At 60.3% G+C, this 15719-nt stretch carries 16 protein-coding genes and 1 other RNA gene; 7 read left to right on the top strand and 10 right to left on the bottom strand.

What is annotated here, in order from left to right:
* Positions 1-18 precede the first annotated feature (18 nt).
* Together QDT79_RS09435 and QDT79_RS09430 are read right to left on the bottom strand one after the other, a co-directional pair.
* The gene (locus tag QDT79_RS09435) at positions 19-876 is read right to left on the bottom strand and encodes a metal ABC transporter permease (RefSeq protein WP_063990984.1); all 858 of its coding nucleotides are present in this window, start codon (positions 874-876) and stop codon (positions 19-21) included.
* On the bottom strand, positions 873-1586 hold the full coding sequence (locus QDT79_RS09430) for a metal ABC transporter ATP-binding protein (protein WP_308316428.1): 714 nt from the start codon (positions 1584-1586) through the stop codon (positions 873-875). Before QDT79_RS09430 ends, QDT79_RS09435 begins: the two co-directional genes overlap by 4 nt.
* A 409-nt stretch (positions 1587-1995) precedes the next feature.
* On the opposite strand from QDT79_RS09430, the gene QDT79_RS09425 reads away from it, so the two are divergent.
* The 3 genes from QDT79_RS09425 to hha all read left to right on the top strand — a co-directional run bounded on the left by QDT79_RS09425 (position 1996) and on the right by hha (position 3129).
* Positions 1996-2349 (top strand): hypothetical protein, encoded by a 354-nt coding sequence (locus tag QDT79_RS09425; RefSeq protein WP_063990982.1) that lies wholly within the window; start codon positions 1996-1998, stop codon positions 2347-2349.
* A gap of 158 nt (positions 2350-2507) precedes the next feature.
* Positions 2508-2876 carry an Hha toxicity modulator TomB gene (tomB, locus tag QDT79_RS09420; protein WP_004940312.1) on the top strand — a complete coding sequence of 123 codons (369 nt, stop codon included), beginning with the start codon at positions 2508-2510 and terminating at the stop codon, positions 2874-2876.
* 49 nt (positions 2877-2925) lie between these two features.
* Positions 2926-3129, top strand: a complete 204-nt coding sequence (hha, locus tag QDT79_RS09415) for a hemolysin expression-modulating protein Hha (protein ID WP_004940313.1) — start codon at positions 2926-2928, stop codon at positions 3127-3129.
* 331 nt (positions 3130-3460) lie between these two features.
* On the opposite strand, the gene ffs is transcribed toward hha, so the two are convergent.
* An RNA gene (gene ffs / locus QDT79_RS09410) (signal recognition particle sRNA small type) lies at positions 3461-3557 on the bottom strand.
* A gap of 156 nt (positions 3558-3713) precedes the next feature.
* On the opposite strand from ffs, the gene QDT79_RS09405 reads away from it, so the two are divergent.
* Positions 3714-4028 carry an MGMT family protein gene (locus QDT79_RS09405; RefSeq protein ID WP_019454177.1) on the top strand — a complete coding sequence of 105 codons (315 nt, stop codon included), beginning with the start codon at positions 3714-3716 and terminating at the stop codon, positions 4026-4028.
* Between the two features lie 64 nt (positions 4029-4092).
* Here the strand turns inward: QDT79_RS09405 and QDT79_RS09400 are convergent, their stop codons facing one another.
* The gene (locus QDT79_RS09400) at positions 4093-4584 is read right to left on the bottom strand and encodes a YbaY family lipoprotein (protein ID WP_060426627.1); all 492 of its coding nucleotides are present in this window, start codon (positions 4582-4584) and stop codon (positions 4093-4095) included.
* Positions 4585-4815: 231 nt separating this feature from the next.
* On the opposite strand from QDT79_RS09400, the gene tesB reads away from it, so the two are divergent.
* Positions 4816-5679: an acyl-CoA thioesterase II gene (gene tesB / locus QDT79_RS09395; protein WP_004940320.1), complete on the top strand. Its 864-nt coding sequence runs from the start codon at positions 4816-4818 to the stop codon at positions 5677-5679.
* Between the two features lie 90 nt (positions 5680-5769).
* On the opposite strand, the gene amtB is transcribed toward tesB, so the two are convergent.
* The 5 genes from amtB to QDT79_RS09370 all read right to left on the bottom strand — a co-directional run bounded on the left by amtB (position 5770) and on the right by QDT79_RS09370 (position 11810).
* Positions 5770-7056: an ammonium transporter AmtB gene (gene amtB / locus QDT79_RS09390; protein ID WP_063990981.1), complete on the bottom strand. Its 1287-nt coding sequence runs from the start codon at positions 7054-7056 to the stop codon at positions 5770-5772.
* A 36-nt stretch (positions 7057-7092) separates the two neighbouring features.
* Complete coding sequence (gene glnK, locus QDT79_RS09385) at positions 7093-7431, bottom strand: P-II family nitrogen regulator (RefSeq protein ID WP_004940327.1); 339 nt, start codon at positions 7429-7431, stop codon at positions 7093-7095.
* A gap of 278 nt (positions 7432-7709) precedes the next feature.
* A complete protein-coding gene (smdB, locus tag QDT79_RS09380; RefSeq protein WP_063990980.1) occupies positions 7710-9488 on the bottom strand; it encodes a multidrug efflux ABC transporter permease/ATP-binding subunit SmdB in 1779 nt (592 codons plus the stop codon).
* Positions 9481-11256: a multidrug efflux ABC transporter permease/ATP-binding subunit SmdA gene (smdA, locus tag QDT79_RS09375; RefSeq protein ID WP_063990979.1), complete on the bottom strand. Its 1776-nt coding sequence runs from the start codon at positions 11254-11256 to the stop codon at positions 9481-9483. The genes smdB and smdA overlap by 8 nt, the downstream gene beginning before the upstream one ends.
* A 92-nt stretch (positions 11257-11348) precedes the next feature.
* Entirely contained in the window at positions 11349-11810 is a 462-nt protein-coding gene (locus QDT79_RS09370) for an Lrp/AsnC family transcriptional regulator (RefSeq protein WP_004940330.1), read from the bottom strand.
* Positions 11811-11932: 122 nt separating this feature from the next.
* On the opposite strand from QDT79_RS09370, the gene QDT79_RS09365 reads away from it, so the two are divergent.
* The gene (locus tag QDT79_RS09365; protein WP_015376851.1) at positions 11933-12973 is read left to right on the top strand and encodes a PLP-dependent cysteine synthase family protein; all 1041 of its coding nucleotides are present in this window, start codon (positions 11933-11935) and stop codon (positions 12971-12973) included.
* Positions 12974-13033: 60 nt separating this feature from the next.
* On the opposite strand, the gene cof is transcribed toward QDT79_RS09365, so the two are convergent.
* Positions 13034-13858, bottom strand: a complete 825-nt coding sequence (gene cof, locus QDT79_RS09360; protein WP_107227185.1) for an HMP-PP phosphatase — start codon at positions 13856-13858, stop codon at positions 13034-13036.
* 104 nt (positions 13859-13962) lie between these two features.
* On the opposite strand from cof, the gene QDT79_RS09355 reads away from it, so the two are divergent.
* Positions 13963-15678, top strand: coding sequence for an SgrR family transcriptional regulator (locus tag QDT79_RS09355; protein WP_308316427.1), 1716 nt, complete (start codon positions 13963-13965; stop codon positions 15676-15678).
* The last annotated feature ends 41 nt before the right edge of the window (positions 15679-15719 follow it).

Below are 15719 nucleotides of genomic sequence, written 5' to 3'. Positions count from 1 at the left end.
CCTTGCAAATGGCACTTCTCAACGGCGCGCGAAGGCGCAAATGCCTCCGCGCGTTCCAAACAGGATCGAGACGAAAAAGATGACGCTGGCGCTGAGCACGATCGCCGGGCCGGCAGGCAGCGACGCATAATAGGACCACACCAGCCCAATCAGGCTGGAAAGCGCGCCGATGCCCATCGCCACCGCCAGCGTCTGCGGCAGATTGCGCGCCCAGAAGCGCGCACTGGCGGCGGGCAGCATCATCAGCCCCACCGACATCAGGGTGCCAAGGATCTGGAATCCCGCCACCAGATTGACCACCACCAGCGACAGAAACAGGCCGTGGATCAGCGCCAACCGGCGCGGGGCGTTGACGCGCAGAAAAGTCACGTCGAAGGATTCGATCACTAACGCGCGGTACAGCGCCGCCAGCGCCAGCAGCGAAACCGAGGCGATCGCACCGACCATCAGCATCGCCTGGGCATCCACCGCCAGGATCGAACCGAACAGCACGTGCAGCAGATCTACGCTGGAGCCACGCAGCGAGACCAGCGTGACCCCCAGCGCCAGTGAGCCCAGGTAGAACCCGGCGAAGCTGGCATCCTCTTTCAGCGGCGTGCGGCGGCTCACCAGGCCGGACAGCATCGCCACCGCCAGTCCGGCGATAAAGCCGCCCACGCCCATCGCCACCAGCGACATGCCGGAGATCAGATAGCCGATCGCCGCGCCCGGCAACACCGCGTGGGATAACGCATCCCCCACCAGGCTCATGCGGCGCAACAACAGAAACACGCCCAGCGGGGCAGCGCTGAGCGACAATGCCAGGCACGCCATGAGCGCGCGGCGCATAAAACCGAAAGAGAGAAAAGGATCGATAAGCCCATGCCACAGCATCATGGCGCCACCGCCCGCAGATCCGGCTGCCGTTCGGCGGCACGATACCTCGGCACCTGTTCCAGCACCCGCTCGGCCGCGCCCCAATCGCAAGCCTGCGGCGTCAGCAACAGCGCCTGTGGAAAATGCTCGGCAACCATCGACATATCGTGCAGCACGGCGATCACCGTTCTCCCCTGCCGGTGCAGTTGCGCGATCGCCTGCAGCAAAATCTGCGTGGTGGCGCTGTCGATGCCGGTAAAAGGCTCATCCAGCAAAATCAGCGGCGCCTGTTGGACCAGCAGGCGCGCAAACAACACCCGCTGCAGCTGGCCGCCGGACAGTTCGCCCACCGGGCTACGCGCCAGCGCGCTCATGCCAACGTTCGCCAGCGCCTCATTGACCTGGCTCGCCGCACGCTTGTTCATGCCGCCGAACATGCCGCTTTGTGGCCAACAGCCCATCGCCACCAGATCGCTCACCGCGATGGGGAACTGCCGATCCAGCTCCGCCTGCTGCGGCAAATAAGCTCTGCGCGGTGGCTTTCCGCCGCTAAAACTCAGGCAGCCCCCCAACGGCGGCAACAATCCGGCGAAGGTTTTCAACAGCGTCGACTTACCTGCCCCGTTGACGCCCACCACAGCGGTTAACGATCCGGCGGTAAACTGCCCGCTCAGCGGCGGGAAAAGTGGCTTGGTCCCATAGCCTATCGCCAGCTGACGCAAGGTAATCATGGCAGTGACACCGCCCAGAAGATGCCGAGCCACAGCAGGGCCAGCAGCATAACGGCACCTGCGCAACGCGCGGCAGCGGAGGTGGTGAACAACGAATTCAGTGACGGCGCGGCGTCATGTTGCGAAGTGGGGGTCAATGTCGTGGCCAAAATGGTGAGTTAATAGTTATAATATAACATCACAACAACTACCGTATCTCAAGCTATGGCGCGACAATAATGCAACGGAACGTAACAGTCCCTCGCGCAGCGGATCTTCCCCCCATAACCCTCCCTTACCAAACCCAGGGATATTTCCGTTCGGTTGGAATGTTGGCGTAAGGTAAAGAACAGCGGTAAATCGAAAAATTTACCGACGAGGCCGGAAAAGGAGTAAGATAAGTAGATAACATTGTTGTTGGCCGAGATTAATGCTTGTTACCCTTGCCTGTAACCTGGAAGTCAACGCACTTTCTGTTAAAGAATTAAAGAAAGTGATTAATGACAATATAGCGGAGTTAGTGCCAGCGCTGACCAGCGGACTCAGTTTTTATTCTGAAAGCGCACGCTATGTCGAGGATTCATTAGAAATACTTGATATAGTGCAACAAGGTGACGGCGATTATTCAATGAGTTATCGCTATAAGTGGGGCATTTTTAATGCCTGCCTGGATATCAACAGCGAAGATATCATCAACGACAGCGTCCGGTTTCGAGTGACGGCGCGGGGTTTAATCTTCGACATCATTGATAACTCACGCCCATCAACTGCGGATGAATTGTAAGTTTACGTAATAACTACAGGCCAAACGCGAAAAAATGATTTATATTCATTTTACGGGAAGTTTATTTAACCACCGTTAAGCTGCCTCCGTTCATGATGTAAATCAGCTTACTCACATAGTGTTATCACACCGCAATTAAGACTTACGGAGGGGATGATATGGATGAGTATTCGCCTAAGCGACACGACATTGCTCAGCTCAAATTCTTGTGCGAAAATTTGTATGATGAAGGTATCGCTACCCTGGGAGACAGCCATCATGGGTGGGTCAACGATCCGACGTCCTCCGTCAACCTGCAGCTTAATGAGTTGATCGAACATATCGCTTCGTTTGTGATGAGCTATAAAATTAAATACATGGACGAATCTGACCTGTCGGAGTTAGTCGAAGAATATCTCGACGATACCTATACGCTGTTCAGCAGCTACGGTATCAATGATTCCGACCTGCGCCGCTGGCAAAAAACCAAGGCGAGATTATTCAGAATGTTCTCAGGAGAGGACATCTGTACGACAATGAAAACTTAGGGGATAATTATTCCCGAGCTATTTTACGGTTATTAAACTAAAGGCCACCATGACTAAAACCGACTATCTGATGCGTTTACGTAAATGCACCACGATTGATACTCTCGAACGTGTTATTGAGAAAAATAAGTACGAGCTGTCCGATGATGAACTGGAGCTGTTTTACTCAGCGGCCGATCACCGTCTGGCCGAGCTCACCATGAACAAACTGTATGACAAAATCCCCACCTCCGTTTGGAAATATGTCAGATAATCAGCCCCCCGACGCGTTGAGCCGATGCTTTTATCGGCTTCAATGGCCACGTTGAATGCGTACTTTTCCTATTGACAGTAAAACTTCATTTACGCTCCCTCTTTCGAAAATAATATTGCCCGGAAACAATTTTCTTTTTTAATCGAGGCAGGTTACCTCATCGCCCACCTCACTATGCCCGCTCCCCAGAACCGCTAATTCATTATCCAAAAGAATTGAGGGCGGGAAGAAATGAAATGCGTGTCGCTCTGCCTGATGGCAGAAATGGATAATAGATACGTGGAAGAGAGGTAACAAAAACGCGGATTGGCGAAGCCCAAATGGGTGGGGACCCTGCCAGCTACATCCCGGCACACACGTCACCTGCTGCGGCTGCTTCCTTCCGGACCTGACCGAGTTCACAAGTTAGTGTTGCGGGAGAACCAACAGGGCCCCCATTGACGGCTTCTGTACTCCGAAGCGGTGGGCATTATCGGCGATACCCTATCAAATAGCAAGCCAACCGGGACCAACCGCTGTTTTCTTACCCACCTGCGCTGTGGCACACTCTCCGCCTGGGTTTTGACTCGCGCAGGAACAGCAATATGCAACCAGAAGACGCCTCTTTCAGCCAGCGGGTATTCCACGTCGTGGCCGCCATTCCTTACGGCAAAGTCACCACCTACGGCGAAGTCGCCCGGCTGGCCGGCTCGCCGCGCGCCGCGCGTCAGGTCGGCGGCGTGCTGCGGCGTTTGCCGGAAGGCAGCACGCTGCCCTGGCACCGGGTGATCAACCGCCACGGACAGATATCGCAGCAGGGGGAGGATTTTCAACGGCAACGGCAGGCATTGCTGGCGGAGGGGATTATTTTCGGCCCGCACAGCACGGTCGATTTCGATCGCTACGGCTGGCGCTGGTAAAACAAAACAGCCTTTGGCCGAAGCGCAAAGGCTGTTGATTTCATCTTGCTGTACCGCAGTAAGATTACTGCATGGCGGTTGGCGCAGCCTGAATCGGCACACCCTGAACCGGAACCAGCAGCAGATCGGCACGGGTGCCGTTGCGGTTAACCACTTCCTGGATGGTGTCGGTAATAAACATCAGTCGCCCGTTGACCGTCACCGCCGCGCTCAGAATGATACGCGCATTCGGTTGGATGTCGGACGGGTTATACGGCAGCGTAAAGTTGAACGGCGCCTGTTGCCCTTCAGTGCGTACCGCGCGCTGTGCAATCACTTTGGACGGCGCATCCGCCAGCGAGGCGTCAGAGAGGGTGACCGTCAGCACGGCGTCCGGCGGCAGCGCAATGCGCTGACGTATATTAACCGAACCTGTCACCGCCGGGCCCTGAATCTGCGTTTGCGCAGCCGCCGGGTTACCGGCCGCCTGTGTAGGCACATCAGCACTCTTTTGCGCGCATCCTGCCAGCGTGATCGTCAGTGCCGCGGCACCGCCTACGATTTGCCAGAGTTTCATGGATCGGTCTCCTTTTTTATTATCAACATGTTGGTGGCTTTCACCACCTCACCTATTAAACCTAGCACAAAACACTGATAAATCCACTTTGCCCCGCCTATTAATCACTTAAACAGGCCAAGGCGCCCAGGATTAAGAGCATTCTCATCGGCCCCTTAACGCAAAATGTTGACGCCGCGCCGTGATATTCCGCACACTGCGCAAAATGATTATTAGAAAGGTAACAATTTTATGAGCCAGGCATTGCAAAACCTCCTCGATCTGCTGGATCTGGAGAAAATCGAAGAAGGACTGTTCCGCGGCCAGAGTGAAGATCTGGGGCTGCGCCAGGTGTTCGGCGGACAGGTGGTCGGCCAGGCGCTGTACGCCGCCAAGCAGACGGTGCCTGACGAGCGCAGCGTGCATTCGTTCCACAGCTACTTCCTGCGCCCGGGCGACAGCAGCAAGCCTATCGTTTACGACGTGGAAACCCTGCGCGACGGCAACAGCTTCAGCGCACGCCGCGTCAGCGCCATCCAGCACGGCAAACCTATCTTCTATATGACCGCCTCCTTCCAGAGCCCGGAGGCAGGTTTCGAGCACCAGAACCTGATGCCGGACGTGCCGCCGCCGGAAGGGCTGTTGTCCGAATCAGAGATCGCCCAGAAGCTGGCGCATATGCTGCCGGAAAAAGTGCGCGAAAAATTTATCGGCCAGAAGCCGATCGAAATGCGCCCGGTGAAATTCCACAATCCGTTGAAAGGCAGCGTGGAAGAACCTCATCGCTACGTGTGGTTCCGCGCCAACGGCAGCATGCCGGACGATCAACGCATCCACCAATACCTGCTGGGCTACGCGTCGGACTTTAACTTCCTGCCGACCGCGCTGCAGCCGCACGGCGTCGGCTTCCTCGAGCCGGGCATGCAGGTGGCCACCATTGACCACTCCATGTGGTTCCACCGTCCGTTCCGCATGGATGACTGGCTGCTGTACGCGGTGGAGAGCTCCTCCGCCTCCGGCGCACGGGGCTTTGTACGCGGCCAGATCTATACCCGCGACGGCGTACTGGTCGCCACCACCGTGCAGGAAGGGGTGATTCGCCAGCGCGACGCCTGATCCGCAGCATAAAGAAAGGGGCGATGTTTCCATCGCCCCTTTTGGCTTCATCATTATTTTAGTCTTTAGCGCACTGCCCTGCTTCGAGTCTTATTGGTTGTAGGCGCTCTCGCCGTGGCTGTTGACGTCCAGCCCCTCGCGTTCCTGCTCTTCCGGCACTCTCAGACCCACCATCGCTCCCGCGATCTTGAAGGCGATAAAGGCGACGACGCTCGACCATACCAGCGTGATCAGCACGCTCACCAGCTGGATCCAGACCTGATGGCCCATCGTCACCCCTTCGGCATAGCCGGTGCCACCCAGTGAAGAGGCGGTGAACACCCCGGTCAGCAGACAGCCGACGATGCCGCACACCCCGTGTACGCCGAACACGTCGCAGGTGTCGTCCACTTTCAGCCATTTCTTCAGCGTCACTACGCCCCACAGGCCGGCGACGCCGCCCACCAGGCCGATGATCAACGCCCCGCCCACGCCCACGGTGCCCGCCGCCGGCGTCACCGCAACCAGCCCGGCGATCATGCCGGAGCAGGCGCCCAGCAGCGAAGGCTTGCCGCGCAGCACCCACTCGGCGAAGGTCCAGGAGAGAATGGCGCCCGCAGTGGCGACCACGGTATTGAGGAATGCCAGGGCCGCAATGCCGTTGGCCGCGCTGGCGGAGCCGGCGTTGAAACCGAACCAGCCGATATACAGGATGGACGCCCCGGTAAACACCATCGGCAGGTTGTGCGGTTTGAACGCCTCTTTACCGAAGCCGGCGCGCTTGCCGATCAGGTAGGCACCGATCAACCCGGCGCTGGCGGCGTTGATGTGCACCACGGTGCCGCCGGCGAAGTCCAATGCGCCGTCGGCGGCCAGGTAGCCGCCGCCCCACACCATGTGCGCAATCGGCAGATAAGACAGGGTGAACCATACGATCGCGAAGATCAGCACCGCCGAGAAGCGAATGCGTTCGGCGAAGCCCCCCACCACCAGCGCCACGGTAATGCAGGCGAAGGACGCCTGGAAGGCGACGTGGATCATCTGGCTGATGCTGCCGGTGACGCTGTCGATGCCGATGCCTTTCAGCATCGCCGTTTCGAACCCGCCGAACACCGCATTGCCCTCGCTGAACGCCAGGCTGTAGCCATACAACACCCACAGTACGCAGACCAGCGCGAAGGTGACGGTGACCTGCGTCAGCATCGACAGCACGTTTTTGCCGCGCAGCAGGCCACCATAAAACAGCGCGATGCCCGGCAGCGTCATGAACAGCACCAACGCGGTGCAGATCATCATAAAGGCGTTGTCGGCCTTATCGGCGACCGCCGGGGCGGCCAGGGCCAAAGAAGGAACCAGGGTTACCGAACTCAGGCCCAACATGGATAACAGTCTTTTCATTATCAATCCATCCCCATCACTTAACTGAGTTCGCGGTTACAGTGCCGATTCGTCGGTTTCGCCGGTGCGAATGCGGATCACGCGTTGCAACTCGGCAACGAAAATTTTGCCGTCGCCGATTTTGCCGGTGTAGGCGGCTTTGCTAATCACATCAACCACTTCATCCAACTGATCGTCGGCAATGGCGATATCGATTTTGACCTTGGGCAGGAAGTTGACGTTATACTCGGCGCCGCGATACAGCTCGGCATGCCCCTTCTGGCGGCCAAAGCCCTTCACTTCGGTTACGGTCAACCCCTGAATGCCCACGGAGGACAGAGCCTCGCGCACGTCCTCCAGCTTGAACGGTTTGATTACCACGGTCACCAGCTTCATATTGCCCCTCCACGAATTAAGCCCAAACTCACCCCTGGTACGCGTCATATGTAGCAAGGGCTGTGCCATATTTAATTTTGCATGGTGATTCAGTGGATTAGCGGGTACGCGGGCACCATCAGGCCCCGTCGCCGTACCGATACCTTAAATTGATTAAATATCGCGCACTAATTTGGTGCGCATCGCGTCGAAAAAGTGCAGAAAGGGGGCGTGATGCAGGCGGGTTGCCTGCTTGTGGTGCGAGGGAAAGAAAGAAGGGCCGCGATCGCGGCCCATGTTCAGGCGGGTTGGCTCTCTTCGCGCACCGCTTCCGCCAGCTGCTCGCCCGCCAGCTGCAGCTGGTACATCTGGTAGTAGCGCCCCTGCTGCGCCAGCAGCTGCTGATGGTTACCCTGCTCTACCGCCTGGCCGCGATGCAGCACCAGGATGGAATCGGCATCGACGATGGTCGACAGCCGGTGGGCGATCACCACCAGCGTGGTGTGCTCGCGGATCGCACGCAACGCGCGCTGGATCGCCTGTTCGGTGCCCGAGTCGATGTTGGCGGTCGCCTCGTCGAGGATCAGGATCTGCGGCGCCTGCACCAAGACCCGCGCCATCGCCAGCAGCTGTTTCTGCCCGACCGACAGGTTATTGCCCTGCTCCCCCAGCCGGGTGTGAATACCCTGCGGGAAGCCGCGCACCAGATCCGCCAGCTGCACCGTTTCCAGCGCCCGCCACACGGCGTCTTCCTCGATGTTGCGCCCCAACGTGACGTTGGCCAGCACCGAATCGGCGATCACCACCGGATCCTGCTGCACCATCGCCACGCCCTGGCGCAGCGTGCGGTGCGACAGGCTGGATAGCGGGCGGCCATCGAGGCGCACTTCCCCCTCGCTGACCGGGTAATAGCCCATCAGCAGGTTGGCTAAGGTGCTCTTGCCGCTGCCGGTATGCCCAACCAGTGCCACGAAGCCGCGCGAAGGCACCGCCAGCGAAATGTGCTGCAGCACCTTTTTGTCCGCGCGGTAAGCGAAGCTCAGATCGGTGATGTCGATGCGGCCACCGGCCAACGGACGATCGTCGGCGCCGTAACTCTGCTGGCTGCGATCCATCAGCTCGAAAATGCGTTCGCCGGCCACTACCGCCTGCTGCAGGATCGATTGCTGCGACGTGAGCTCGATCAGCGGTTCGTTCAGGCGCCCCAGGTAGTTGATGAAGGCGTAGAGCACGCCGACGCCAATCACCCCCTCGCCGCTGAAGCCGAACAGCATCAGCAATCCGCACAGCACCAGCGCCGAAAACAGGCTGAGCAGCGGCCGCAGCAGGAAACCGTCGAGCCGCAGGGTCTGCATGCGCGCCAGATAGTGCGACTGGCTGGCGGCGCTCATGCGTTCGCCGAAGCGCACCTGCTGGCGGAACTGCTGAATCACGCCCATGCCGTTGATCACTTCGTTGAAGCCGTCGTTGATGTCCGCCAGATAGCTGCGCACCCGTCGCACGATCGGTGTGCTGTAGTATTGATAGATGCCCATCACCACGAACACCGCCGGGAAGATGCAGACCGCCACCAGCGCCATGCGCCAGTCGAGGCTGAACATCGCCACCAGCATGGTGCCGATCAGCGCGGCGCTTTTCAGCACCGTGGAGACCACCATCACGTACAGATCCTTGATCACCTCGGTGTCGTTGGTGACGCGCGAGATCAATTGCCCGACCGGCTGCGTATCGAAGGCGCTGAGCGGCTGGCGCAGCGCGGCGTCCATCACGTCGGTGCGCAGCCGCTGCACCACGCCCACCGCCGCCTGGTTGAACAGCAGCGCCTGAAAGTAGTGCAGCGCCGCCGCCAGCAGCTCCAGCAGAATGTAAGCCGCCGCCAGCCCGCCGACGATCATCAGCGGCAATTGTCCTTTGGCGACGTAGTTATCGATAAAATAGCTCACCAGGATCGGCCCGGCGACTTCCGCCGCCGCCGCTATCCACAGCATCAACACCGCCAGCCCCAGCGGTTTGCGGTACGGCGAGCCGTAGGCCAGCAGCCGCTTCAGCGTCGGCCACAGCTTTTGCACTTTATTCATCGGCCAACGCCTCCTCGCCGTTTTCCGGCGCTTCGTCCAGCGCCGCTTCCAGCTGCTGATAACGGTACATATCGCGATACCAGCCCGGCTGCGCCGCCAGCGCCGCCGGATCGCCGCGCTGGGCAACGCCACCGTGCTGCATCACCAGGATCTCGCTGGCTTCAGTCAATGCCGACAGCCGGTGCGCGCTGATGATCACCGTGCGATCTTGCCCCCAGCTGCGCAGGTTATGCAGGATCTGGTGTTCGGTACGGCCGTCCACCGCCGACAACGCGTCGTCGAGGATCAGGATCTCCGCATCCAGCAGCAGCGCACGCGCAATGGAGATACGCTGTTTCTGCCCACCCGACAGCATCACGCCGCGCTCGCCCACCTCGGTGTCATAGCCCTGCGGCAGCCGCAGAATGTCCTCATGAACGCTGGCCAACCGCGCCGCCTGTTCGATCTGCGCCTGCGTCGCGCCCGGATGGCCCAACGCGATGTTGTTCGCCACGGTATCGGAGAACAGGAACGGCGTTTGGCTCACCACCGACAGCCGCGAACGCCAGTCGTCGAGTTTGACCTGCGGCAACGGCAGGCCGTGATAGCGGATCTGCCCTTCGTTGACATCGAACTGGCGCTGAATTAGCGACAGTAATGTCGATTTACCGGCCCCGGTCGGCCCGCACAGCCCCAGCATTTGCCCCGGCTTTAGCGTCAGCGTCACGTCATGCAGCGCCGGGCGCGGGTTTTCCGGGTAGTGGAACGCGCGGATATCCACGTCCAGCACGCCGCGCCCGGCCGGCAGCGCCTGCGGGCCGTCCTGCACCGCCGGCGCCTCGTCGAGCAGGCTGCGGATGCGGCTGTAGGCCGCGCTGCCGCGCTCGACGATGTTGAACATCCAGGCCAGCGCCAGCATCGGCCAGATCATCAGGCCGAGATACATCACAAAGCTGGTCAGTTGCCCGAGCGTCAGCGAACCGTTCACCACCATCCAGCTGCCACCGCCGATGGCCAGCAGGTTAGAGGCGCCGATGGCGATATAAATGGTCGGATCGAAGCGTGCATCCACCCGCGCCACGTGCATGTTCTTGGCGCCGGTCTGCGCCGCGACTTCGGCGAAGCGGTTGGATTGGTGATCTTCCAGCCCGAAAGCCTTGATCATGCGGATGCTGGTCATGCTTTCCTGCGCCTGATCGTTCAGGCTGGAAAACGCCGCCTGCGCCGATTTAAAGCGCTGGTGCAGCTGGTCGCCGTAATATTTGATGGCGATCGCCATCAGCGGCATCGGGATCAATGCCAGCACCGTCAGCTGCCAGCTGATTTGGGTGCTCATCACCACCAGCACCACCAACCCCATCACCAGCGAATCCACCAGCGTCAGCACGCCTTCACCGGCGGCGAACACCACGCGGTCCACGTCGTTGGTGGCACGCGCCATCAGATCGCCGGTGCGGTGGCGCAGGTAGAACGCCGGGTTTTGCCGGCTGAGCTGGCGGTAAAAGTTTTCGCGCAGCTCGACCGCCAGCTGATAGGACGCGCCGAACAGCAACACCCGCCACACATAGCGCAGCAGGTAAACGACGATCGCGGTGCCGATCATCAGCCCGAGCCAGGCCATCAGCACGCCGGTAGACATTTGTTTTTCGGTGACGCCGTCCACGATGATGCCGACCAGCTTAGGCGGCAGCAGTTGCAGGATGGCGATGACGATCAGCAGCACCACCGCCCCGAGGTAGCGGCGCCACTCCCGGCGGAAGTACCAGCCGATTTGAGCAAATAATCTCACGCAGTTTGATTCCAGGGTTTTATGGGATTTGTCTCTTTTTCTGCTTCAGCAGAGCAGGATACCACCGTTGAGCCGCCCGTCCGGTGAACTTTTCACTCCGGCACCGGCAGCGCGGTGGTGTATTTGATTTTTTCCATGGCAAAGCTCGAGGTGACGTCGATGAGGCCCGGTACGCCGTTCACCAGGCGCTTGTAAAAACCGTCGTAGCTTTTCATGTCCGCCACTTCGACCTGCATCAGGTAGTCGTACTCCCCCGCCATGCGGTAGAACGCCAGCACCTCGGGCATCTGGCTGGTCAGCTGCACAAACGCCTGATACCACTCGCTGCTGTGCTGCTGGGTCTTGATCAGCACGAACGCCGTCAGCCCCAGGCCGAGCTTTTCGTTATCCAGCAAGGCCACCCGGCCGCGGATATAACCCTCGTCTTCCAGGCGCTTCAGCCGTTTCCAGCACGGCGTCGAGGTCAAATTGACCGCATCGGCCAGCGCCTGCAGCGACTGGGTGCAGTCTTGCTGCAGCATGCACAGCAGCTTACGGTCTGTTTTATCTAACATAGCGGCCACCAGGAGAAAAATTTTCTCTCATTAGGCGATTAAACAGGGAAAATAGCAATCCTTTTTTCCTGCCGACAGGCTATGCTACGCCATAAACCTGCCCCCTATTCTGAGGCCAAATCATGACAAACTCTTGGGTAAAATATGCTATCGGTGAAATAGAAGCGGATTTTCAGCGCTCCGCCGATACGCACCTGATTCGCCTGAACCTACCGGCATTTCCCGGCATTTGCCTGTATCTGAAGGATGAGAGCACCCACCCGACCGGCAGCCTGAAACACCGTCTGGCGCGCTCGCTGTTCCTTTACGGCCTGTGCAACGGCTGGATCACCGAGAACACCACCATCATCGAGGCCTCTTCCGGCAGCACCGCGGTGTCCGAAGCCTACTTCGCTCGTCTGATCGGCCTGCCATTCATCGCAGTGATGCCGTCCTGCACCGCACGCCGCAAGGTGGAGCAGATCGCCTTTTACGGCGGCCGCTGTCACTTCGTCGATCACGCCGCCCAGATCTACGCCGCCTCCGAACAGCTGGCGAAAGAGCTGAACGGCCACTATATGGATCAGTTCACCTACGCCGAGCGCGCCACCGACTGGCGTGGCAACAACAACATCGCCGACAGCATCTTCCGCCAGATGGCGCGCGAACCCTTCCCGGTGCCGAAACACATCGTGATGAGCGCCGGCACCGGCGGCACCTCCGCCACGCTGGGTCGCTACATCCGCTATCAGGGGCACGACACCCAATTGACGGTGGTCGATCCGGAAAATTCGGTGTTCTATGACTGCTTCCACCACGGCGATCGCACCCTGATCGGCAGCTGCGGCAGCCGTATCGAAGGCATCGGCCGCCCGCGCGCCGAGCCGTCGTTCATCCCGTCGGTGGTCGACAACATGCTGCGGGTGCCGGATGCCGCCAGCGTCGCCACCATTCACTGGCTGGAAGGCGTGCTCGGCCGCAAGGTTGGCGCCTCCACCGGCACCAACGTCTGGGGTGCGCTGCAGTTGGCGAAACAGATGCGGGAAAACGGCGAGCAAGGGTCGATCGTCACCCTGCTGTGCGACAGCGGCGAGCGTTATCTGGATACCTATTACAACCCGGAATGGGTCAGCAATAACATCGGCGATTTGCAGCCGTATCTGGCGCAGCTGGCGGATTTATAACGTCAGGCTCCGGATAAAAAAAAGCCGGGTAGTCATACCCGGCCGGCTGTAAGGAGAACCTCATTCTTCGGGGGAATAGGTGAGGCAAGGTGAACGCAGCCAATGTTGTAAATAGTGGGCCACCGCCTGCTGTTGGCAATGGCCGATAACCGGTAGTTGCGGCAGCAGGGATTTCAGCTGCGGCAGGGCGTTGCCCATCACCACGCCGTGCCCCACTGCCCCCAGCATCTCTTTGTCGTTCATCGCGTCGCCGAACGCCATGCAGTCGGCCATCGTCAACCCCAGATGGCGGCTCAGCCGGTCCAGCGCCGTGCCCTTGTTGCAACCGAGCGGCAGCACCTCCAGGCAGTCGTAGGCGGAAAAGCACAGGTCTGCCTCGTCACCCAGCTGCGCCCGCAGCTGCACTTGCAACGCCAGCAGCTCCTCGTGCGGCGCGACAAAGCACACTTTGCTGTTGCCGAACGCCGGCAGGCGGCGTACGTCGGCCAGCTGAAAACGAAAGCCGCTCAGGTGGTGCGCCCGCAGCATCTCTTCCGGCACGGGAAACTCGGTCAGCCAACCTTCGTCGCGGAACACATGCATGCTGGCGCGGGTGTGCCAATGATGATGCAGCACCTCTTCGGCGACCGCCGCCGGCAAATCGGTGGCGTGCAGCTGTTGGCCACGGTTGTCATACACTCGCGTGCCATTGCCGGTGATCAGGTAACCCTGCAGCCCCAGTTGCGCCATGATGGGTTGCGCGTCGAGGTAGTGCCGCCCTGTGGCGAACGTCACCACCATCTCCCGTTCCACCAGCTGGTTCAGCACCGCCAGCGTTTCCGGGCCAACCCGGTGATCCGGCATCAACAGCGTGCCGTCCATATCGAAAGCTGCCAGGCGATACATAAAGACCTCTTGAATGTGAACGCGATTACAATCAATGCAGTATGGGATGGTATTTACGGAAGTAATAGTGAACAATTTGAGAAAACTGTTCCGGATTTCTGCCCATGCGCCTGGTTCACCGTCTCAGCCAATATCAACGCCTGTACCAACAGCTCGGCAGCGCGCCGGTCGCCGTGACCATCGGCGCGCTGGCGGCGATGTTCTACTGCAGCGAACGGCACGCCCGCACGCTGGTGCAACAGCTGCAGGATCAGGGCTGGCTGAGCTGGCATTCGCAACCCGGACGCGGCAAACGCGCCCGCCTGCACTGCCTGAAAACCCCGGATGAACTGCGCGCGCAGCTGCTGCAACAGCTGCTGCAACAGGGCAACCATCAGGGGGCGCTGGAGATGGCGCAGCTCGATCCGCAGCACCTGCAGGATCTGCTCAGCCCGCACCTCGGCGGGCAATGGCAGGCCGGCAGCCCGACGCTACGCATTCCCTATTACCGCACGCTGGAAACGCTCGACCCGCTCACGCTGACCGGCCGCGCCGAGCAACATCTGGTATCGACCCTGCACGCCGGGCTGACACGCCTGATGACCGGTAACCCGGAACCGCAGCCCGATCTGGCGCACCACTGGCAGATTGACGAGCACGGCCTGCGCTGGCGCTTCTTTCTACGCAGCCAGCTGCGCTGGCACAACGGTGAATCGCTGACCGGCCAACAGCTGCTGCAAACGCTGGAAAAACTGCAGCGCCACCCGCGCAGCCAACCCAGCCTGGCCAACGTCGCGCACATCAGCCTGCCGCATCCGCTGTGCATCCAGTTCGATCTGCACCTGCCGGACTACTGGTTGGCCCACCGGCTGGCGGAGCTGCCTTGCCTGATGACCCACCCGGAGCTGCCGGCCATCGGCGCCGGCCCGTTCAAGCTGACGTTGAATGAGCCGCAGTTGGTGCGGCTGGAACAGCACGCCGGTTACCACCTGCAGCATCCGTATCTGGACACCATCGAATACTGGATCACCTCCGACCTGCACATCGCCGGCGCCGACACCAGTTGCCAGCATCCAGTGCGCATCACCATCGGTCAGCAAGACGATTTGGCGCAGGCCCGGCCGGTGCAGCGCAGCATGAGCCTGGGCTGGTGTTATCTGGCGCTGAACCTGCGCCACGGCGTGCTGAGCGAGGCCCAGGGGCAAAAGCTGCTGATGCTGATCCAGCAGTCCGGCCTGCTAAGCCATCTGCCAATCCCCAACAGCGTGATCACCCCCAGCCATGAAATGCTGCCCGGCTGGCGTATTCCCAGCCAACGGATTGAGGAGGACGTCACTCTGCCCGCCCGGCTGACGCTGCTGTATCGGCCGCCGGTCGAGTTGGAAACGGTGACGGTCGCACTGCAGCGGTTGCTCGCACAGCACGGCTGCGAGCTGGAGGTGCGCTACTATGCCGGCAAGCGCTGGCAAAGCGAAGCGCAGATCGCCCAGGCCGACCTGCTGCTGGCGGACAACCTGATCGGCGAGGCGCCGGAGGCGACGCTGGAGAGCTGGCTGCGGCAGGATACGCTGTGGCGCGGCATCCTGACGGAAAGCCGCTGGCAGCAGCAACAGGAGACGCTGCGGCAGATCCAGCAGCTCCAGGCGCAGCAACCGCGCTTCGAGCGGCTGCAGGCCTATTATCAACGGCTGATGGCCGCCGCCATCATCACGCCGCTGTTTCACTACCAGTATCAGATCAGCGCGCCGCCGCGCATGCATGGCGTGACGCTGACCGCCCACGGCTGGTTCGATTTTTGCCAAGCGTGGCTGCCGCCGCCGGTGGACGATGCCCCGGCCTGAGCCGAACCGCCCTGCGCCTGACGGCCCTTTCTGCTACTATT

Source organism: Serratia marcescens (genome assembly GCF_029846115.1).
GTDB classification, from domain to species: Bacteria; Pseudomonadota; Gammaproteobacteria; order Enterobacterales; family Enterobacteriaceae; genus Serratia; species Serratia marcescens_L.
Note: the sequence above shows the minus strand (reverse complement) of the source record. Positions and strands in the feature narration are given on the sequence as shown.